Consider the following 21,990-nt stretch of genomic DNA (forward strand, 5'->3'; position numbering starts at 1 on the left):
TGGTGGATTAACACGTCCGTTTCATGTGCAAAAAGTTCTTTTAACATGAGGTATATACAACTTATATACTGATTATTAAGAACGTAACGCTATCTAATAGCCTACAAACGAAAACGATTTTCGACTGGCTGCCCCAACGCAGAAATAAACTAATAAACTGCAATGATAATCCTTGAGATCAGCCTGCTCCCTTGACGGTTATTGAGCTAATTTATACAGTCAATTATGTATTAATCAGGCCTTTAACTTTTGCTAAAGCCATAGATGCAGCTTATGAGGGGCATCGAAAATAATAAGTTTACATAATATTTATTATGTATTATTTTTCGTCGATTTCTTCATTTAATGATTCAACGGTTCTGGCAAAACATAAAAAAGCCCGAAAGAATTCTGCTCAATAGCATTTTTCTTTCAAGCTTTTCCCTCGATGATCCAGTTACAGTAGCGTTTTGGTCATTATAAAATCAATCTGTTTCTCATCTCCCATGTAAAAAGCATGAGCTCCTGTCTGTACAAACCCCATCTTTTCATAAAATGCGATGGCATTTTCATTTTTCTCCCACACGCCTAACCATATATTCGTTTTGTGATGTTCTGTTGCCATCTCTATGGCTTTATGGAGTAGCACTTTACCAAGCCCATGTTTTTGGAACTCTTTCTTGATGTACACCCGCTCGATCTCAAGGGATTCCACGCCCATCTTCTCAGACTGAGCATCATTGATATTCACCTTCATGTACCCGGCAAGTTTATCGTTGACATAAATAAAAAGAAATTGTGAATCCACAATGGACAGTTCCGTTTCCAATTGCTCCCCATTAAACGCCTTTTCCAGATAAGCTTTCATATTTTCGGGTGAATTTTGCGCTTTAAACGTTTCATTAAACGTCTCATAACTAATCTCCTGTAGTTCACATACATGTTCAATGGTACATATCTCTATACGAATCGTCATCTATATTCACATTCCTTTAGCAAGTTAATCATGAATCATTTGTTGCAAATGCAATAAAAAAGGGCTACATTGAATTTAGCTTAATTTTGTTGTATTTGCAACATAATATAAAAAAAGAGGTTGAATGAATTTGAAATATGTACTTTTTGTCGCAGGTATTCTAATCTTAACACTTGGCATCTCCCTTACCATCCAATCTGAACTGGGCACCTCACCGTTTGATGCACTTCTGGTTGGGCTGTCCCATCATGTAGGGCTAAGTGTAGGTAGCTGGGAGGTCATCATTGCTTTCCTGTTAATTGGATGCAATTCGCTTTTGAAGCAGCATAAACCCGAGTTTATGGGGCTCGTCACCGCATTCATTACTGGTGTGGGGATTGATATATGGCTTTATGTATCTGATTCCTTGATCACACCCGAAGTTTGGTACAGCAAATTAATGACTTTTGTCATTGGTTTAGTGATTATAAGTATCGGCACGGCAATCTATTTACAGACCAATTTCGCACCCATTCCGATTGACCGCTTAACATTAATCCTGCATGAAATCACTCGAACTCCCTTATTTGTATCGAGAACATTGATTTACTTTGTATTTTTGATGCTGGCATTCCTGCTTGGTGGACCGATCGGGCTTGGTACATTATTAACCGTATGTTGTGCAGGTCTACTTCTTCAGTTCATCATGGGCCATACGAAAAGGATAATAGATCGCATATTGACAGACATGGATACATCGTCACACACTGAGCATGAAAAAGAACATTCGATCTAGCGAATGTACACCATCTACACCATAAAAAGGCTGGATCAGAGGTTCAATCCCTGATCCAGCCCATTAACCGTTCTCTCTTCCTTACGGCTCAATTCCCCACACAAGCTGACCGTTCACATACCCGGTAACCTTATCATGGTTTGCGAACTGACTACCAGATGCCTTGAACGAGTAATCGTTAGTCTGTGTGTAATTCGTCCAATTGTTTTTGGAAAAGCGTGCTTGAACCTCTGCGCTCTGGCCCGCATTCAGTGATCCCGCCGCACTTGTAAAGCCCACTTCAAGATAATGATCCGCACCGGCAACTGGAGTCGCCAGTTTAACGAATTGGCTGGTTACATTCGCACTACCCATACTGGCCCAGTCGGACCAGAAACTCTGAGCTTCCTCCCCGTCAATTGTATAGTAATACCGGATTTTTACATCACTTAACGGAATAGCCGAATTGCCTGAGTTGACCAACTTAAACTTGGGTGATACGCCGTTGGTCGATGCACTTGTATTGCCGTTAAAAGCTTGAATCGTCAAATCCCCTGCTGGCACAGTAACCGTGCTGTCTACCACATTCACCGTTAACACAGCGTTATTTCCTCCATTGAAGTGAAAGGTCAACACGTTCTGGCCCAGCGGAAGCGTGGCAAGATAGGATTTGTTCAGAACTACAGCAGAGCTGGATGCTGTATAATTCTGACCTGATACAAGCGTAACATTCCCCTTTGTGATGCTTGTAAGCTGACGGCCGTTTAAGGTGAGAGATACGGTAATATCCTGTGCGGGATTCATCGCTTTATCAAATGTTGCATTCACAGGTGAAATCACAGCATTTGTACTCGGTGTTGAATCCACGATTTTGACTTTTAACACAGGGTCCTGGCCTTGATTAAAATCCAGAACAATCGAATGCTCACCAACTGGCAGGGTTGCCAGATAAGCTTTTTTCAGCAGCAATGTGCTTCCGTTCAAGGTATAGTCTGTCGTTGCGGTCAATGCATTGTTGCCTGCCCGGAGAGCAGTTAGCATATTGCCGTTTGCATTCACGGTTACGGTTTTATCGCTTTGATTGGGTGTGTATTTGTCAAATTCAACGTTTCCAGGTGTGATGGATGCACTGGGGTTGGGATTGTTAACCTTTAGATTCGGCAGCTCATCCAACGTAATGACATAATCACTTTGATAAAGCGTTTTCAATGTTGCCGGGTAATTAAAAGCTGAACTCATCAGATGCTCGCCATACCAAGGGCAGAAGTACAGCCATCCTGATTTCTCCTCGGTCAGATTTTTCACGCTTGGAATCGTGTCGTTCTCCGTCATGGCTACCATTTTCGTACCACCTGTCAACTCAACAAGCTTATAGAAAATCGAGGTAATCGCATCCTCATTCGGTACGCCAGACAAACCGTCATAACGGTTGTAGATCGTATTGTATTTATCATATCCCACCAGATCTACCTGATCATCACCCGGATACCAGGCAGGAGAAGTGCTGTATACGTAGCTGTTGTATGTCCAGATCAGATTATGCAAGCCATACGTCTCGGTCAATTCGGTATATAGCAGATCCCATAGCTCTTTGTACACTTCTGCGCCTGCCGAAGCCCACCAGAACCATGCACCTTCCCCGTTCAGTCCGCCGTTGCCTTCTGCTTCATGATATGGACGGAACAGAACCGGCACGTTGTTGTCCTGCAAAATTAACAGTTGTTCTGCCAGATCCTCAATGGTCATCATCACGTATTGGTACTCTTTCGTACCGGGAATTACCGCATTGGCTGTATTAAAATTCGTTTCTGTTGGCTTGTAGGTAGCCTCTTTCCAATCCACAAAGTCCCCGAGCTCATACGTATTGAAATTACGAGGCACATTGATATGCCAGGAAGCTGTTGCAATACCTTCACGGTTATTCACCCAATCAATCATGCGATCGGTTGTACCGTCCTCCCAACCATACAACGGATTATAGTTCATCAGATCAAAGCCACGGATTGCCGGATACTTTCCGGTCAGATCATGAATCCATTCGAATTCAAGCTCCGAATCTCCGTCATTCCCACCTCCATAGATTTCTTGCTGACCAGAAATAATATTGTTTCCGTATACCTCCGTTAAATAATTCATCAAAATTTGAGTTTCCGGTGTAGCTTCAGGATCACTCAGAACTGGTTGTACATTCAAGGGGTCCAGATCCGCATAATCCACTGTGAAGGTGTCAAAATACGCGAAGCCCCATCCAGCCTTCAGCTCAATCGTGTTGGCACCCTGATTCAGCTTGTGAAAGCCAAAATCGAAGTCTGACCATGTTGTTGTGTAAGGCAGCATATACGCCCCTTTCGTAACACCATTTACGATTAAATTTTGTGACCTGCCATCTGCACTGAGCTCCTGCATATATCGTGTGGAGATCGCGTACATGCCGGTTTCCGGGACAGTAACTGTGAAGGTTAGTGTGCCAGAGTTCTGCATCCAGACAAATCCGGCCCCTGAGAATCCGGGCTTGGGTTGCCCATAGATTGAAGTAACCACTTGAAGATCCGGGGTGAGCTGCGCATCTTCGCTTTCGATGGTGAACAGTGGTGTGTCTGCATGAACGGGCGCTGTCATTAATCCAATCAGTAGGGCCAATGCCAGCATCATTGCGGTTGCCTTTTTGAGCAAATTTTTCATCAATTCCATCTTCCTTCCCAAGTGAAATATGATAATGAAATGTCAATGAACCCATTCATGATGGCGCTTTCATTTTAAACATAGCATGTGCATCAATTTTTGTAAATATATGGTGAATGAGAATGTTTGAAATTCTTTTGTACCAGTACTTTGAACGCCATTTGTCCATCGTCCTACCAATATTGAAGACAATTCGAAAACGATTCATTATCTAACCAGTTTCGGGCCTAAACTTCATCTCCCGTTAGATGAATGTACTTGGCAGAAAACCTACAAAAACAAAAAAAGCATTCCTGGATCGGATGCTTTTTCAAAGAACGTTTCTTCAATTCTCCTTGTTTTTTTGTCTACGTCCTGCGTCACGGCTCAACTAACGGTTTCCTCGGCAGACGTTTCCTTTACCACACAGCGTTCCCCTGCCTTGCGTACCGCCCGAATAATGCCACCGTAGCCGGTACAACGACACAAATTCCCACACAATCCCGTTTCAATCTGTTCTTGAGAAGGCTCAGGATGTGCATCCAGTAATGCCTTGGTTGAGATCACCATGCCCGGAGTGCAGTAGCCGCACTGGAAGCCACCTTCCTCCACAAAAGCCTGTTGAATCGGATGCAGAGTGCCTTTCTCCTCGCAATGCAGACCTTCAATCGTCATAATGTCACTGCCTTCACATTGATAAGCCATGACAAGACAGGAATTCACGGGCTCTCCATCCATCAGAACCATACATGCGCCGCAGCGACCAACTTCGCAGGATACTTTGGTACCCGTTAGTTGCAAATGAGTCCGAAGCACATCGACAAGTCGGGTCGTTTGCGCGATCTCAAGATGTTTCTCTTCGCCATTCACAACGGCTGTCCAGTGATTCTCAAGTGGTTTACTCATGATGGACTCACTCCTTCCTGCAAAGGTACATTCAAAGGTCTGACCAGTTGTTCCCTCGGTACAGGAAGACGGTTAACCCATACACCTGTCGCCTGATGAATTGCGGCTGTAATGGCTGGCGCAAGCGCTACGGAACCAATCTCACCAATCCCCCTCGGTCCAAACGCATCACCTTCGGGCAAGTCTTCAATAGCTTCAACCTCCAGATTGGTATGAATATCCTGAATGGTTGGGATCAGATACGTATCCAGATTAGTGGTTACATAACGGCTGTCCTGCATGACCGCATCCTCGGTCAACGTGAATCCAAGTGCCATGACACTGCCGCCTTCAATCTGTCCGATAAAGCCCATAGGGTTGATCACCGGGCCTGCCGCTACAACATGGCGTGTATCCAGCAACTTGGTTTCTCCGGTCAAAGTATTCACTTCCACCTCTGCCGCAACCGCCGCATACGTATACAAATAATGCCCGCCTACCACATTGTCAGGCGTAGTTGGGTAATCAAACTTTGTATCAAAAATCCATTCAGCGGCTTTGCCCTGCGTCGCGAGTTCAGCATACGAAACTATAAAGCCTGATTCTGATTCTACTTCTGAAGTTTCGGCAGGAAGCTGGCCTTTACGCCATATACCACCAGGCCCTGTCACCAGTTCATCTGCCGGAATGCCCGACATTTCAGACGCAACAGTGAGAACACGTGAACGAAATGGAGTCTGCAAACGTTGAAGAGCCATCCAGGCCATCGTTGTTGAACGTGAAGCTGTACTTGATCCGCTGTGTGGCACGCGATCCGTATCTCCAATGATGATACTGAGATCCGATGTACTGCATAGGAACAGATCACATAACATAATTTCCAGCGTTGCAATGAGCCCTTGACCGAATTCCTCGTAGCTGAACGCCACTTCAATCTTGCCTTCGTTATTCAGGGACAGACGACCTCCCGCAGGGTCCGGAATCCCGTATCCCAGCCCTGCACCGTGCATGGCGATGGCTGCTCCGACTCCACGCTTGATCCATGGCGGCAGAGCAGGATCTGCCGGGGGTTGCTGATGTTTTTGCCACAGTTCGGAGCGATCCAATGCCTCCCATACTTGGGACAGTCCATCCGTGACCAGAATCCGTTGATTCAGCGGTCCGGGATCATTCTTTTCCCGCATATTACGTCTGCGGAACTCCCAAGGGTCCATGTTCATGATTTCTGCAAGCCGATCCATCTGGCCTTCCATGGCAAAAATCGCCTGGTTCCCGCCAAATCCGCGAAACTCACCTGACAGCCCGTTATTGGTATACACAGACACACCTTCCACATCCACATGAGGGATGGCATAGGGTCCAAGGCAATGCTCAGTACAGAAGTTCAGCACCGGTGCACCCAGTGTGGCATACGCTCCCGTATCTGCTGTAATACGGACACGATGCGCTTGGATGATACCTTCTCGACTCATGCCAGTTTGCATTTCAATCTTCATTGGGTGCCGTTTCAATCCTGCATGTACAGATTCTTTACGTGAATTATGCATTTTCACAGGACGCCCGCATCTCAAGGCCAGCAGTGCACCATAGGGCTGTACGTTGAGTTCATCTTTTCCCCCAAATGAACCACCAATCGGTGAAGACACCACCCGGATATCTTCTTCAGGACAGCCAATAATGCGCGCAAGCTGCATCCGGTCTTTATAGCCATGTTGCGTTGCCGCGTATACATTCAGCCTTCCCTCTTCATCCGGGACAAACAGGCCACCTTCTGTCTCCATATACGCATGCATCTGGCGAGGCGTATAATACGTCTCAGTCACGATATGATCACAAGTGGCAAAGGCTTGCTCTGCGTCTCCACGTTTGATCTCCGTGCGATGCAGCACATTACCTGGACCGTGCTCATGCAGCTCTGGTGCGCCGGGAGCCAACGCAGCGTCTGTACTATTCAGCGGAGTGAGTTCCTCATACTCTACGCGAATCGCGTCCAGCGCAAGTGCCGCAAGTTCCGGAGAATCCGCAGCAACTGCTGCAATGGCGTCACCAACATAACGCACAATATCCTCGCAGAACACGGGCTGATCCGGGGTCGCAATACCAAAACGATTCAGACCAGGCACATCTTTGGAGGTCAAAACCGCATAGACACCTTCCAACGCCTCAGCTTCCGAAGTATCTATAGACAATATCCGTGCATAAGGATATTCGCTTCGCAATACTCTGCCATGAATCATGTCAGGTAGCGTCATATCCGTCAGATAATGAAGCTGGCCTGTTACTTTGGGTGCCCCATCTGGCCGCAGGTGCCAGCGTTTCCCGCTCTGTTTCCGATTCAGCAGCATGATCCCTCTCCCCCTGTGCTTGATCCCATCAATCTATTCGTGAAGTACCTCCCATAGCCCGGCGCCAAGCATGTTGGCTGCGGTCTGTTTGCGATAATGTTCTGTTGCAAATGCATCACCATAAGTCGTAAATTCGCTAGCCACTGCAGCTGCAAGAGTCGCGGCTTGCATGACAGTAGCTTCACTACCAAGAAGCTGTTGTTCCGACTCCAGAAGTCGCATCGCCATGCCTGAACCCCCGCCCGCAGCAATCGCAATCTTGGTCCAGCGGTTATCCGAATCAATCTCTCCATACAACGCAACCGTCACCAGCGATGCACTGAACGTCTCCCGTCGACCCAACTTGCGGTAAAAGGAAACTTCTCGTACAGCAGGCCTATGCCCACTGTCCACATTAAGCAGAGAGGACGGTATCATCGGGATATGAATCGAGATTAATACATCCCCTGGATTACGGCTGCCATCCCGTCCACCCTGAAGCCAGGAAGACACACTGCGGATCTCAATTCCGCTATCCGTCAACCAGTGCAGCTTCGCATCATATACAAGCAAAGCAGGCAGCGTATCCCCTACTCCGGACACAATATTCCCGCCAATGGTTGCCACATTACGAATGGAAGGGGCCGCAATTGCATTCACCGCTTCTTGCAGGATCGGCAGTTGATGCAGCAACGCTTGTGCAGCACATTCCTTTAATCGGGTCATTGCTCCAATGACAATCTCATCTCCAAGAATAGATATACCGCTCATTTCAGGAATACGAGCCAGGCTTATCATGTGTTCAGGCGCTGGAACCAAGCCGCCCTCCCACTGGGTTCGTAGCAATGTTCCACCTGCGGTGAAACAACATATCCCCTTGAGTCTACTTCTCAACGTGTGCAGTTCTTGCAGGTTCTCAGGTTGCCATACCGATGGCAATGCTCCAGAACCGTATGCCGGTGTTACCATCGCTGCATCCCCTTTCTCTCTCTTCCTTGGGCAGGAAATTCAACCGTCTGATCCAGATAATTCTTCAAATCATATGAGAGTTCAGCAGCAACGTCAATTACCTTCACATCGTTTTGGATAAATGTATAAAACCTGCGTTCTATTTGTGCTTGATGCATTATGATCTATCGAAAGCTAACACAGACTCTCTTTCATCACATGATAAAAGAAGACAAACAGGCCAACCAGACTGCCTGGCTGACCTGTTCATGTCATTAAATTAAACATAATTATTCATCTTCTCCTGTTCATGAGTCTGTCTGCTCCGATTCATATACATGATTCAAAATGCGTTCCAATTCCGGTTCTGTATCCGCATCCCAGAAACAGGACTCAGACAGTGGTACATGTACACCGGAATAGTTAGCGCTGCGCATAATCTTGCGTGCCCCCTCATCTCCATGCAGAGACAACAGAGGTCCGAACATATGGGAGCGAAAAGCAACGGGCGGCTTGCCTCCCTCACCGTCTGTAGCTGCGACATAGTCACACAGTTTGTGGGTAGCCAGTGCTGTGGTCACCCGATTAATATCCTGCGTTTGTAATAAAGGCTGATCACCCAGTAACATGAGAATGCCTTCCGGTTTGTACTCCATAGCCGACAATACGCCAGAATGAAGAGAACTGGCCATGCCGCAAGCATAGTCTGCACAGGCCACAATTCGAAGTCGTGCTGTGGCATGATAAGCATATGCGGCTGAATCAACCCATTTTATAGGCAGCCATGCCAATGAATCTTCCGGTTTGACTACACAGATCACTTGATCCAGCTCCGAATTCAGTGCAGCTTCCAGTGACCATGCAGCCAGTGACCTGCCGTCTGGCATGACAACCGAGAGTTTATCTCGACCAAGGCGACAACTCTTACCTGCCGCCAGAACTATGCCCGTCATTCGCATGTGCAACGCTCCCCTTCTGCCCGAACTCGGAACTTAAGGAAGAAACCTTATGTTTACATGCGATCAATTCCGCTGCAATGCTGATGGCGATCTGTTCCGGACCGTCCGCTCCGATGCTCAAACCAACGGGAGAATGCACATATTTCAACGGTGGTAAGCCCTCCAGTAGACGGGCTGTTCGTGTTTTGGAACCCATGATGCCAAGATAGGCATAATCACAGTCCACTAGCATCTCTAACAGTTCACGTTCGCGGGGGAAATTGTGACTCATCAGAATCAGATAATCTCCGTAGTTTATGTTTAACAGAGGCATGATCTCACGCGGGAAACCCAGCACAAGTTCGGTTCCTGGGAACCGGTCCGAGGTGCACAAGGACTCTCGCCAATCGGCTACCACTACACGGAATCCTGCAGACCAGGCGAGTCTGGCAACAGGAATAACATCATTCCCGGCTCCGATGATAACAAGGCGAGGTTTAGGTTTGTACAGCGAAGTGAGTTGTTGCGGAAGGTCCCAGGGATTCGTTGAAACCGTATCGTTTGTCGATATTTCAGCCTCAGCATCAGAGATATGTTGTGAATCACCGGATAGATGGGAAGATTGAGATCCATTTGACGTAGCAGGTACCACTTCAGGTACAAGCATAAGGTGAGGTATATCCGGAGAATGTTGTGTTGATCCCGTATGTTCATGCTTGGTATTTCCACTGCTATGCTGTACATTAACCTGCAATGAAGCTGGATTATAATCCGCCACGCGATCATGAGGAGGGACGAGCGAAGGACGCAAGATTGGCTGGCGCCCGGTACCCGCTGGTTCAATCCGTCTCAAGCCATATTGAACCCTTGTGTAATCATTTTGGAACGTTCGGGTTAACGCTGTTGAAACGCCGGATTGAAAACACTCATGCATCTTCTGTAACGTATGTCGGAGTTCACCACACACAGGTTCAAGCAGCACAACAACAAGTCCACCGCAGCCAACCGTCTCACCCCAGGACAGATCATCCTCGGGACGCATGTCGTACTCCGCAAATTCCATTTGCAGTGTATCCAGCACATGGCTTACCCGGGCCTGAAGATCACTCTCCAGGCATCCCGGACTGATACTGCCATACATTTGCCCATCCTCAGTCAACAGCATAGAGACTCCCTGCTTACGGTAAGCATGACCCTCTACCTTGATCGCTGTTGCGAGCACGCAGCGCGTATCACGGGCTGCGATTGCACACAGATCATGCATTTCCATATCGGTCTCCATCCTTTCTGGAATCGCATAAGTTTCCTTCGATCAGATGCGCTTCATCAATCTCGCAATGCTCTTATCCGACTCACGCAGCACAATGCCACGATCAATCGTCTGAATCTTACGATTTTTGAGTACAATGCTGCCATCGATAATAACGGTGTCCACACAGCTACGTGTTGCCGAATAGACCACGCGAGAATAGACATCTGTCTCATAGGAAGGGTACGTGTGGAAATCATCCAGATCCAGCAGCAGCATATCTGCCTTTTTGCCCACTTCGAGACTGCCAATTTCCTTCGACAAGCCGAGCACCTCTGCACCACCCATGGTAGCCATACGTAATACGGTCCGGGCATCCATCACCGTTGGACCATGAGGAATCTTCTGCATCAGAGCGGTGAGGCGCATTTCCTGAAACATATCCAGATTGTTGTTGCACGCGGCACCATCGGCCCCGATTCCAACCGCGATCTGACGATTCAGCAGATCTGGAATATCCGCTACCCCGGAGGAAAGTTTCATATTTGATCCTGGACAGTGAGTGACTTTGACACCACGTTTACGGATGATCTCTTTCTCTTCCTCACTTAGCCATACACAGTGGGCCAGCACCAATCTTGGGGTAGCCAGACCGATATGATCAAGGTATACAATGTTGCGCATTCCGCGTTCGTGTTCTACCAGTTCGATCTCTCCACGATTCTCGGAGGCATGGGTGTGGACTTTGACATGATATTTATTAGATAAGTCGCGCACCTCTACCAGCAATTCTTCGGTACACGATACAACGAAGCGTGGGCAGAAAGCATATTGAATGCGACCTCCGCCAAACCCGTTCCATTTCTCCAGCAGATCCACACTCTGTTGCAGCGAAGTTGCTGTATCCTCACGCAGGGGTTCCGGAACCTCGTCCCCATGATCCATCATCACCTTGCCAGAGATGACCCGGATGCCGCTCTGTGCCATCGCCTGAAACGCCGAGTCCGTGTGATGTACCGTCTCCATGTCCAGAATGGTCGTGGTTCCGCTGGAGATCAATTCGCCCAATCCGAGCATTGCAGAATAATAGACGGACTCCTCGTCATGTGCTGCTTCCAGCGGCCAGATACGTTGACGGAGCCAATCCATCAGTTCCAGATCGTCCGCACGTCCACGGAATAAGGTCTGACACAGATGAATGTGCGTCTGGATGAAGCCTGGCAACAACACTTTGCCGCGAGCATCAATGATTTGGTCAGCCTGAACGTCAATGTGATCTGCAATCTCCTTAATTTTGTTATCCTCGATTAACAGATCTCCAATGAACACTTCCTCTTCTGCATTCATCGTCACAAGCTGTGCGCCTTTCAGCAGGATTGTTCCCATGCCAATCTCCCCTATCTGTGTCTGTCTATATCGTTCAACTCATACCTATTTACACCTGCACGCCGATTACAGACTAACCTTCCGACCGCTGTTATCGTGTAAATATCTAGTTGAGTTTATAAGTGTTCTTATAGCTGTTACCACCCAATAGCCATGCCATCGCCTCTCGGATCTGCCGCGCCGCTAATCATGCCGTCCTCACGAATGACAATGCCTTGCGACTGTCCCATAATCCCATCCCACGGGGCTCTGGCTTCAACGTTGTGTCCCCACTGGGCAAGGGTTGCACATACGTCATCATGATATCGGTTCTCCACACGCATCGTATCACCTTCTTCACCCCAGGTACGTCCGTACACCCAACGCGGCAGGCTGATCGCTTCCTGAATGTTCAGCCCGTAATCTAGCACTCCGGTAAGCACCGATAATTGTGTTTGTGGCTGGCCTTCTCCTCCCTGCGTACCCACGAGCATATAAGGTTTACCATCTCGTGTAACGAGGCCCGGCATGAGGGTATGGAATGAGCGTTTATTCGGTTCCAGTACATTGGCATCTCTCGGATCTAAGGAGAAAAAAGATCCCCGGTTCTGCATGATAACCCCCGTATCCCCTGGTACATACGCTGCACCGAAGTCAAAATACAGGCTTTGAATGAAGGAAACGGCATTGCCTTCGCTATCAACAACCGCAGCATACGCCGTGTCCTGGCCTATTGTTTTAGACAAAAACGGTTGTGCCACAGGTGGAGCAGACTGAATCTCATTCCACAATTGGTCTCCGTAACTCTTGGATAACAGAAGATCCAGCGGAATGTCCCTGAAATCCGGGTCCGTCAGATAACGGTCACGATCACGAAACGCCTTTTTCACCACTTCCGCCATCAGATGATAGAATTCCGGTGAGGTACGTGCTACAGAGGACAGATCCGTATGCTCCAGCATATTTAACATCATCAGCATCGAGAATCCCTGCGAGTTGGGCGGCATCTGATGAACTTCATAGCCACGATACTCCGTGCTAACGGGTTTCACCCACTCGCCCCGATGCCCTGCAAAGTCTGCTGGTGCAAGCATGCCCCCATCCTCACGAATAGCCGAAGTCAGACGATCCGCAAGTTCTCCTGTATAAAAAGTATCTCGCCCTCCCGTCTGAATCAGACGAATGGAGGCAGCAAGATCAGGTTGGATCAGCAGCTCGCCCTCCTGCAAAAGTCTACCCAAAGGCGCAAATACCGCTCGCAGCGGTGTATGCCCCATAATGAAATCTTCATCCCTTTCCATCCACAGGCGGAGATTCCGGGATACAGGGCATCCTTTTTCCGCATACTGCGCGGCAGGTTCAAGCAGTTGCTCCCACGGTAACTTCCCGTATCGGGACCATACTTCCCACCAGGCATCCACCATTCCCGGAACCGTGATGGCACTAAGCGCACCACGCTGAGGGATCGCACTCATGCCCATCGCTTTGAACGTCTCCGCATGAATGCCTGCTGCTGAGCGACCACTTCCGTTATAAGCGGTAATCTCACCGCTGGCTCCGTCATGAATCAGGAAGAAGGCATCCCCGCCAAGTCCGGTCATATGCGGATATACCACACCTAGTGCTGCACTGACCGCAATAGCCGCATCATAAGCATTCCCGCCTTGCTGGAGGATGGAGCTTCCTACTGCACTCGCCAGATAATGAGGAGTGGTGACCATGACCTCCCTTGAGATTGGCATCTGGTTTAACATAAAGCGCCCTCCTTCCCTGCATACACATCCAATGCGGCCTGCACTGCTTCACCGGCAGGTAGTACATGACGATGACGGAGAAGAACAGCTTCCAGCGCTCCCAGCACATGAAGTACGTTCTTGCGTTGGCAGCTGAATCCCATTGTACCGATCCGCCAGATCTGCCCTTTCAACGGGCCGAATGAACTGGCAATCTCAATGCTGAAATCGTTCAGCAACATGCTGCGCACCGACTCACCATCAATCCCCTCCGGAATCGTGATACAAGTGACCACCGGAAGTTTACTGGACATATCCCCATACAACTGCAATCCCATTCCCTGAATTCCAGCGACCAACGCACGTTCATTGACCAGATGTCTCTTGAACCTGGCCTCCAAACCTTCTTGCAACAGAATACGTAATCCTTCGTGAAGACCATAGAGCATGGAGGTTGCCTCCGTATGGTGGTTCAGCCGGGCCGAACTCCAGTAATCCTGCAATTGGCTCAGGTCAAAATAATTGCTGGCAATGGTGCGGCCTTCTGCCCGCGCACTGGTTGCATCTCGGAGTCCGCGTTCAACTGTTTTGCGGCTCATCAGTTTCTGTTCCACACGACTGTTGTACGTGAGAGGTGCCATCCCTGAAGGAACGGACAGGCATTTCTGCGTGCCACCCATCACCGCATCCAGATGCCAGGCATCCGTCTCCACCGGAGTCCCGCCAATGGTTGCTACAGCATCCACGACGAGTAAGATATCAAGGTCGCGACAGGCTTTGCCAATCTCGGCAAGGGGCTGCATCTGACCGGTGGAAGTTTCACCGTGAACCATCGCAACCAGACTTGGTTTATGGGTATGAATCGCCTTGATCACCTCTTCCGGATCAAATACCGTTCCCCATTCCGTTTCAAAAAAGACAACCTCGGCACCGCAGCGTTCCGAGATTTCAACCAGCAGATGTCCGAATCGTCCGTAGATCGGGACGAGAACTTTGTCACCGGGCTGGATCAAACTGACCAACACAGCTTCAATGCCTGAACGGGATGTACCATCGACTGGATAACACCACTCGTTATCTGTCATATATAACTCACGCAGCATCGCCATCGTCTCGTTCATTAAGGATGTGAACTCCGGGTCAAACTGCCCCAGGATCGGAAAGGATAATGCTCTGAGTACACGTGGATCAACTTCAACCGGTCCCGGGGTCATAATGGTCCGCAAGGACGGAGATAACTCTTTATAGGTGGACATCTTCATTCAACTCCCGTAACCGTATTTATAGAGTAGCCGGACCAGAACCCGAAAACCGTGCATCAGGTCTGCCTCAGCTGTATATTCAAGTGGATTATGACTGATACCGTCCTGACTCGGTACAAATATCATGGCTGTTGGACAAGCCGGCTGAAAAATCTGCGAATCATGTCCCGCGCCGCTTGGCATTAGCCAATAGGACAACTGCTCCTGCTCACAGGTATCCTGAATGTCTGAGATCATCTCTGCATTCATAGGAATGGGTGTTACCGACAGATGTTCTTCCCAGTCCAGTCCGAGCTGCTGCTCGGCTGCGATTCGACTAAAAGCCCGAAGCATATCCTGCCAGCAGCGATCAATACTCTCCTGCCGGATATGGCGGATATCCAATGAAAACACCGCCCGTGCTGCAACCACATTCCCAACACCCGGATCGGCTGTGATTCGCCCAACCGTGGCTACCAGCGGTTCTCCTGCTTCCAATGCGATATTCCTTACTGCAGTAATCATCTCGGCTGCTCCGGCAAGTGCGTCTTTGCGCCAGGACATCGGTGTCGTTCCCGCGTGATTCGCTTCACCACATACAGTAATACTGAACCGCTTCTGACCTACAATGTCGGATACAACTCCGATCGAATGTCCGAGACGTTCCAGAACTTGACCTTGCTCAATGTGAAGCTCAATAAAGGCACCGTAATTTTTCGCGGCAGGTCTATATGCACTATCAGGTCCAAAACCCGCATCCCGGATCGCTTGTGCAAATGTAACGCCGTCTTGATCCTTCAAATGCTCTACGTCTTGGAGAGCTGTCATTCCTGTTATACTGCGTGAACCCCAATACGCAAAAGGGAATCGGCTTCCCTCTTCCTCACATAGGGATACCACTTGAAGTGTTCGCTTCGGTGCTCCAAAATGCTTCTGCAAATACTCCAAAGCAAGAACACCCGCCACCACACCGTAAGCACCATCATATTTCCCACCATACACCACGGTATCCATATGTGATCCGGTCACTATCGGTAATTCTTCAGTACCCGTCGCTGATTCCTCACCCTCGCCCTTCAGTGTGCCATACAGATTACCGGACTGGTCGAACTCGGGAGACAGCCCTTTCTCCTGCATTTTGGCAGCAAGAGCACCTTGTGCTTCACACCAAGCCGAATTATACAACAGTCGTGTGACGCCACCCTGTGCATCCGCACCATAGGTCGACAGCCAGTCAAGCATGGCTTGCAGCTCCACCTGTTCCACATCTGGCAAAGGAAGAGGTGCGTTATTTGTACCGGATGACCGGTATACTCCAGACTCATTCATGACGTCTCCTCCGTTCCCGCTTCGATGGGACTAGCAGAGTAAGCCGCAATGTGTTGCCCGATAGGCACAGGAGATAACCCGGATTCCGAGTTGTAAACGCGCTGACCACGGCAAAATACGTCTGCAATCTGACACTTAAATGTACGTCCCACATAAGGGCTCTGTTTATGCGTATAGAGAAGATCCTCCGTGTTCAGGATTGTGCTCTTCTCCCAGTCAATCAGGACCAGATCTGCATCTTTGCCAATGGCAATCTCCCCTTTACTCTCCAGACCAAGCCTTTTGGCAGGTTGCAAGGAGAGAACTCTTCCGAGCAAGGGGAGGTCGATATTACGCTGAAGATGTCCATCCTCCAGCATGATTAGCAGTGTGCTTTGTGCCCCGGATATACCGCCCCAGATTTCAAAGAAGTTATCAGATTGTTTCATGGATGGCGGACATGGAGAATGATCTGAGGCAATAACATCAACCAATCCTGAGGTCAGTGCATCCCATAACTGCTCCTGCTCGGAAGAGCTGCGAAGCGGTGGAGCACATTTCGCCACTGCACCCAATCGGACCACATCCTGCTCGGTCAGCGTCAGATAATGAGGGCAAGTCTCCGAAGTTACGTCTTGCCCACGCCGCTTGGCCTCTGCAATCAGATCTAGCGCTTCCCGGGTACTAATATGCACAAAATGCAGCGCACACCCAGTCTGTTCACCGTATTTCAACGCTCGCGCAACCGCGACGACTTCGGCTTCCACAGGACGGGACTGGACATAGTCCATCGGTTCCGTCTTTCCCTCAGCAATGCTTTTCGCGCCGAGTTCGGCAACGATGCCTTCGTCCTCTGCATGAAGTGCCAGCACACGTTTTAATGTTGCAAGTTCATGCATTCCGTCCAATAGCGTATGATCATCGGCTCTGGCAAAGATATCTTCCCCTTCGCCTCCCGGCTCGGACATAAATGCCTTGAATCCGGCAGCACCCAGCTGTGACACTGGAGCAAGTTCCTCACGGTTGCCGGGAACCAAGCCTCCCCAGAACGCATAATCAACATACGATTGGTTTGCCGCTGCTTTCATTTTCATTTCCCATGCTTCCGGCCTTGTGGTTGGCGGTACGCCGTTAAGTGGCATATCGACATAGGTGGTGATTCCCCCTGCGGCAAGGGCTGCCGAACCCGATCGGAACCCCTCCCAACTGGCGAGTCCAGGTTCATTGAAGTGTACATGAATGTCCACGACACCCGGCATCACTGTAAGCCCCTCAGCTTCTATGATGCAAGTCGCTTCACCAGCAGTCAGCCGCTTGGACAGTTCCGTTATTTTCTCACCCGTAATGCCAATATCCAGTTGCTCTACCCGATCTCTCAGCACCACCCGGGCCCCCCGGATGATGGTATCAAATGTTGTCATGTGGATGACCCTCCCCCCTGAATCAGAACCGGATGTGTGCATATTCAGCTTCCCCGGTATGTACTGTAACCTCCTGGAGCAATCAATAACGGAATATGGTAATGGCTTGAGGCATCAGATACGGCAAAACGAATCGGAACAATCGTCCATAATGCCTGCCCCAGCTCCTCCAACGAAAGCTGTGCGTAATAACTCTCGACATGGAATTGAAGCTCATATATCGCTGGCTCCAACTTGCCTCCATCCAGCAACGGTGCATTCAAACGTCCATCCGCATTGGTCACCGATTCAGCGACTTTTGTCTTGCTTTCCTGCTCTCCATCCCTCTTCAGGGTATACAGCTCGATCCGAACACCCGCAGCAGGGACGCCTTTGGATGTATCCAGCACATGTGTTGTAATTCGCCCACCAGATATCGACATTAGACGTCACCTTCTTTCCCGGAGTCTCGGCCGTCTGTTCCCAGATCATCCCTTGTCATCGAGAAACCCTGGAATCCATAAGGTGGTCTCGGCTCGGTAAATACTTTGCCTTCTCCCTCTTTCACTTCCTCCAGCACTGTCTCCCATGTCCGATTGTTGGATTCAAATGAAACCTCACTCAGTTGCTCAAATCGACTTAACAACCTTCGTCCAATCTGGTAGATCAGATGTTGAATGGAAGCGGATCGACACTCATGAAATACCGCAGCAGCCAAGTCTCTAACCTGTTCCGCCGCCACATACCGTCCACGCTGATCATCCATGCCATCTCTCGGATCTTCGTAACGCCAATTGATGTTCAGGAAAATAAATAACGGTCGATCCCATGTCTCTGGAAGAGTGGTATATTCATCCTGCATGAATCCGGCAAATTCACTGCCTTTGACCTTAATCAGTCTCAGATCCGCTAAACCACTGAAATGGTTGCTGAGTTCAATCGAGTCTCCTGTTCGTTCCGCTTCCACGGCAGCTGTCGCACGATCATTCTGCGAATAACGAAATACGAGTGCACTCGGTCGATAACTTCCTTCCAATCCAATGGGTATATCTTCAAAAGGAATCTGGTCCGCTGTCATCTGAACCTTGCTCATCTGCGGATACGTCTCCAGGAAACGCCGACTTACCAGCGCAAGAAATCCTTCCACCGTCGCCCCTGTGTAATCCGCTGCATGTTTGAGAATGAAATTTTTCATCGAATCGGTTGCGACCACCAGCGAATTATCCCCTTCTGCAAAAGAAGGCAAGAATTCATCCCCCTGCACAGCCACCTTGATGTTCAATCCAAACAGAATATTGCTGCGTCCCATGAACGGAGATTCCGGGATGGACTGTATACCCGTCAACGGTTTGGCGTAGGAACGGTACATCCACACATCCCCTTTGCCGTAATACATGGTCCGCTGCTGCACTGCGGCTGGCTTGCTCACGAACTCATGTTCATGACCGATCTGTGCAAGCCACTGCTCCAAACGAATGCCTGCAATTTTGAATACTTCCTTCAATGCAGTCTCGAATTCTTCTTCCCTGCCTCGGCGATGACGTTGCCTCATGGATTCAAGGATGGAGCTTGCGGTATGGCCTTTAACGGCCAATATGAAAGGAAAGCCAAATTGGCTTGTATATGCTTTGTTTAATTGTTGAAGTTCGTTGTATTGCTCTTGTGAGAGGGAATCAAGTCCTGCACCAGCCTGCTCCTGAACGGAGTTGCTGCTCATGCTGATTCGCGCTCCAAGATCCGGGTGATTTCGAAGTAACTGCAACTTCACCTGGTCATCCGATGCCTGAACCACGTTTTTCATCACTTTCATCATTTGTTCAAATGAATCGAAAGGTCTTAAAAGCCCGGCCCGCTCAGCCACCCATGGTGATTCCTCAAATAAGCCGCCAAACGTATGCACAAACTGTGTGATAGACCAGTTGTTAACAAGTTTAATTAAGTCGCTCATGTTAAAACCTCCGGTCTGTTGTGGATTATTGTTCTTCATTCTAAGTGTCGTTCAATGTCGCGACAACAATATTTACGCAATTTTGTAATATAACATAACATCAGAGTTGTGATTTGTTTGCTGTGCACGGGAAGATCAGCTTTTGTGGTCCTTAAACATGAAAGAACCGCACTCCATCAAGGGAATGCGGTTCTTGGGGGTCTGACCCGGTAGCATTGTCATGTTGCACAATGTGCGGTCTAAAGTTGAACATTGTGCGGTCTTGCAGCTGCTTTGTCCCGCACAAACTTGCGGAAGGTGAATACCAGCTTTAATTTAAGCAGATCATTCGTTTTCTTAAAGTCCATTTGCAGCAAGCTGCCAACTTTCTCCATCCGATAAGTGACCGTGTTGCGATGCACAAACAGCTGTTTGGCAGCTTCATTGATCAGTCCATCATTTTCTATAAAGGACTCCAATGTATTCATCAGCACCTGATTGGGATCACCGTCCCTGGCAAGTAGTGGTTCGAGTACTTTATTGCAGTAGTTCTCCATGATGTTATCCGGTACGTGTTGGAACACATAGGCAAATTCGAGCATTTCAAATTGCAACGCACGGTCTTTCATGCCGAATCGACGAGCCAGTTGTCGTGTATCCAGACACTCCTGGTATGCTTCACGGAGCGATTTGGGTTCATGTTTCATTTTGCTGATCCAGAAGCGTGGAGCCGGTGCCCCTTTTGCTTCTTGCGCTGCCAGAACATCACCGAAACGGCTTAACAGAAAACCTGACAGTTCCTCTCCATAATCTCGCCCTGTTGGACAGGTATAGATGGACAGAATGCCATCTTCGATCTGAAAATGCTGTGAGGCCGTGAATTGCATCAGCGGATTGTATTGCAACTCACGATGAATCTGTTTAAGCAGCTTACCCTCGGCAAACAGAGTCGGCTCAAGCGTGATCAACACGCACTGATAGGTTCCCTGGAACAGATGGATTCCTTTGTTTTCACTCAAGGTGGTCAATTCCTGAACAGTCATTTTGTTATCCAGATACTGTGAAAGCAGTGTACGCATCTCATCTTGCACGGTCGGATTAATATGCTCACGATAAGTCATATCCATATAAAATGCCAGTACATCGGCAGCCTGCTGGAACAGTTCTTCTTCTGCTCGAAGCGATAGGGCTGAATCGGTAAACACAAGCAACGATCCGTATTCTTCATCATTTTGCTTGATGGGTACGCGATGACAACTTCCCTGATTCCATTTCACTCGGTGCATGACGGATTTCCAAGGCCAGCCCTGTGTTACCGCATCTCCCGCAATGCCTTCACTGCCATAAAGCACATGCCCACGAGAACCAATAACGGCAAGCGGATAGTTCAACACTGTGGCAAGTTCTGCAAACACATTCCGGTGTGGCTGCTGTTGCAGTGCAAACTGCATTAATTTCTTCTGCTTCTGCACGACCTCATGCAGCAATCGGTTACTACGTTCATGTTCAGCCTTGAACAAGGCATTCATCTGGTCCGAGAAGGTGAATTGAAAAGGAAGTTCAAGTAATGGTAAACGAAGTCGATCAGCTTCCTCGACAATACCCTGGGGAATGGACTGCCAGAAACGTCCCAGCTTGATGCCGAGTCCTGCACAGCCACGTTCATTCAAGCGTCGCATCAAACGCAGTGCATCTGTTTCACTGTCTTTCATAATAAAAGCGGTGGTGAACAACATTTCTCCGGATTTGATCCAATCCGCGATATCAGGAGCGTCCATGACATTAACGGATTTCATCATCCGTGAAGTCCCTTCTCCACCCGCAACCAGTTTGGCCTCTGACAACGGGTATACCTGTAAAGCCTCTTTAACCGTAAGTTGCATGGACACTACCTCCCATATATATAACACGATATTATGTCATTCTGATTACTATAACTAAATTTCGCATTATTTTTCGAATTAAATCCATATTCAGTCGTTTAACTTTTATTGTTGTTAAGTATTATAACATCAATTTTCTAAATAAAGCTTACACGGCAAAAAAATAAAACCTATGACCTAATTACAGCGCAATTTCCTGTAATCGGCATAAGTTTTATAAGTTACTATGATCCACATAATGTTGAAGTAATCCATTTACACGATAACGGAGAGGGCAGAAAAAACCTGAAAAAGCGAAGCGTTCGCCTTTATCCCCGGATTTTCCCCTTTGAAAAAGGGAATCGAAAAAATCTGGGGATAACAGCGATTGGAGGGTTGTTCTGTCATCGTAGTGTCCGTGTAAATAATCTTTAGTTCAA

The 21,990-nt window shown here is 48.5% G+C and carries 16 protein-coding genes; 1 reads left to right on the forward strand and 15 read right to left on the reverse strand.

Annotation, left to right across the window (positions count from 1 at the left end; genetic code table 11):
• Positions 1-436 precede the first annotated feature (436 nt).
• Positions 437-955 (reverse strand): GNAT family N-acetyltransferase, encoded by a 519-nt coding sequence (locus V6669_RS17140; RefSeq protein ID WP_338587120.1) that lies wholly within the window; start codon positions 953-955, stop codon positions 437-439.
• Between the two features lie 130 nt (positions 956-1,085).
• Between V6669_RS17140 and V6669_RS17145 the strand changes: the two genes are divergently transcribed.
• Positions 1,086-1,730, forward strand: coding sequence for a YitT family protein (locus V6669_RS17145; RefSeq protein ID WP_338594979.1), 645 nt, complete (start codon positions 1,086-1,088; stop codon positions 1,728-1,730).
• 81 nt (positions 1,731-1,811) lie between these two features.
• Here the strand turns inward: V6669_RS17145 and V6669_RS17150 are convergent, their stop codons facing one another.
• The 14 genes from V6669_RS17150 to V6669_RS17215 form a co-directional block, all read right to left on the reverse strand.
• Complete coding sequence (locus V6669_RS17150; protein ID WP_338587122.1) at positions 1,812-4,391, reverse strand: X2-like carbohydrate binding domain-containing protein; 2,580 nt, start codon at positions 4,389-4,391, stop codon at positions 1,812-1,814.
• A gap of 366 nt (positions 4,392-4,757) precedes the next feature.
• Positions 4,758-5,276, reverse strand: coding sequence for a (2Fe-2S)-binding protein (locus V6669_RS17155; RefSeq protein WP_338587124.1), 519 nt, complete (start codon positions 5,274-5,276; stop codon positions 4,758-4,760).
• On the reverse strand, positions 5,273-7,600 hold the full coding sequence (pucD, locus tag V6669_RS17160; RefSeq protein WP_338587126.1) for a xanthine dehydrogenase subunit D: 2,328 nt from the start codon (positions 7,598-7,600) through the stop codon (positions 5,273-5,275). Before pucD ends, V6669_RS17155 begins: the two co-directional genes overlap by 4 nt.
• A gap of 33 nt (positions 7,601-7,633) precedes the next feature.
• Positions 7,634-8,548: an FAD binding domain-containing protein gene (locus V6669_RS17165; protein ID WP_338587127.1), complete on the reverse strand. Its 915-nt coding sequence runs from the start codon at positions 8,546-8,548 to the stop codon at positions 7,634-7,636.
• Between the two features lie 287 nt (positions 8,549-8,835).
• Positions 8,836-9,486, reverse strand: coding sequence for a nucleotidyltransferase family protein (locus V6669_RS17170; RefSeq protein ID WP_338587128.1), 651 nt, complete (start codon positions 9,484-9,486; stop codon positions 8,836-8,838).
• Positions 9,452-10,735: an XdhC family protein gene (locus V6669_RS17175; RefSeq protein WP_338587129.1), complete on the reverse strand. Its 1,284-nt coding sequence runs from the start codon at positions 10,733-10,735 to the stop codon at positions 9,452-9,454. The genes V6669_RS17170 and V6669_RS17175 overlap by 35 nt, the downstream gene beginning before the upstream one ends.
• A 42-nt stretch (positions 10,736-10,777) precedes the next feature.
• On the reverse strand, positions 10,778-12,100 hold the full coding sequence (locus tag V6669_RS17180; protein ID WP_338587130.1) for a 5'-deoxyadenosine deaminase: 1,323 nt from the start codon (positions 12,098-12,100) through the stop codon (positions 10,778-10,780).
• A 137-nt stretch (positions 12,101-12,237) separates the two neighbouring features.
• Positions 12,238-13,833 (reverse strand): gamma-glutamyltransferase, encoded by a 1,596-nt coding sequence (gene ggt, locus V6669_RS17185; protein ID WP_338587131.1) that lies wholly within the window; start codon positions 13,831-13,833, stop codon positions 12,238-12,240.
• On the reverse strand, positions 13,827-15,068 hold the full coding sequence (locus tag V6669_RS17190; protein ID WP_338587132.1) for an alanine--glyoxylate aminotransferase family protein: 1,242 nt from the start codon (positions 15,066-15,068) through the stop codon (positions 13,827-13,829). Before V6669_RS17190 ends, ggt begins: the two co-directional genes overlap by 7 nt.
• Before the next feature lie 6 nt (positions 15,069-15,074).
• Positions 15,075-16,382 (reverse strand): M20 family metallo-hydrolase, encoded by a 1,308-nt coding sequence (locus tag V6669_RS17195; protein WP_338587134.1) that lies wholly within the window; start codon positions 16,380-16,382, stop codon positions 15,075-15,077.
• Positions 16,379-17,782, reverse strand: a complete 1,404-nt coding sequence (allB, locus tag V6669_RS17200) for an allantoinase AllB (protein ID WP_338587136.1) — start codon at positions 17,780-17,782, stop codon at positions 16,379-16,381. The genes V6669_RS17195 and allB overlap by 4 nt, the downstream gene beginning before the upstream one ends.
• Before the next feature lie 44 nt (positions 17,783-17,826).
• Positions 17,827-18,204 carry a hydroxyisourate hydrolase gene (gene uraH / locus V6669_RS17205; protein ID WP_338587137.1) on the reverse strand — a complete coding sequence of 126 codons (378 nt, stop codon included), beginning with the start codon at positions 18,202-18,204 and terminating at the stop codon, positions 17,827-17,829.
• Positions 18,204-19,709 (reverse strand): factor-independent urate hydroxylase, encoded by a 1,506-nt coding sequence (gene pucL, locus V6669_RS17210; RefSeq protein WP_338587139.1) that lies wholly within the window; start codon positions 19,707-19,709, stop codon positions 18,204-18,206. The genes uraH and pucL overlap by 1 nt, the downstream gene beginning before the upstream one ends.
• Positions 19,710-19,948: 239 nt before the next feature.
• Positions 19,949-21,571, reverse strand: a complete 1,623-nt coding sequence (locus V6669_RS17215; RefSeq protein WP_338587141.1) for a PucR family transcriptional regulator ligand-binding domain-containing protein — start codon at positions 21,569-21,571, stop codon at positions 19,949-19,951.
• Positions 21,572-21,990: the final 419 nt, after the last annotated feature.

This window comes from Paenibacillus sp. Y5S-9 (assembly GCF_036894235.1).
Lineage (GTDB): Bacteria > Bacillota > Bacilli > Paenibacillales > Paenibacillaceae > Paenibacillus.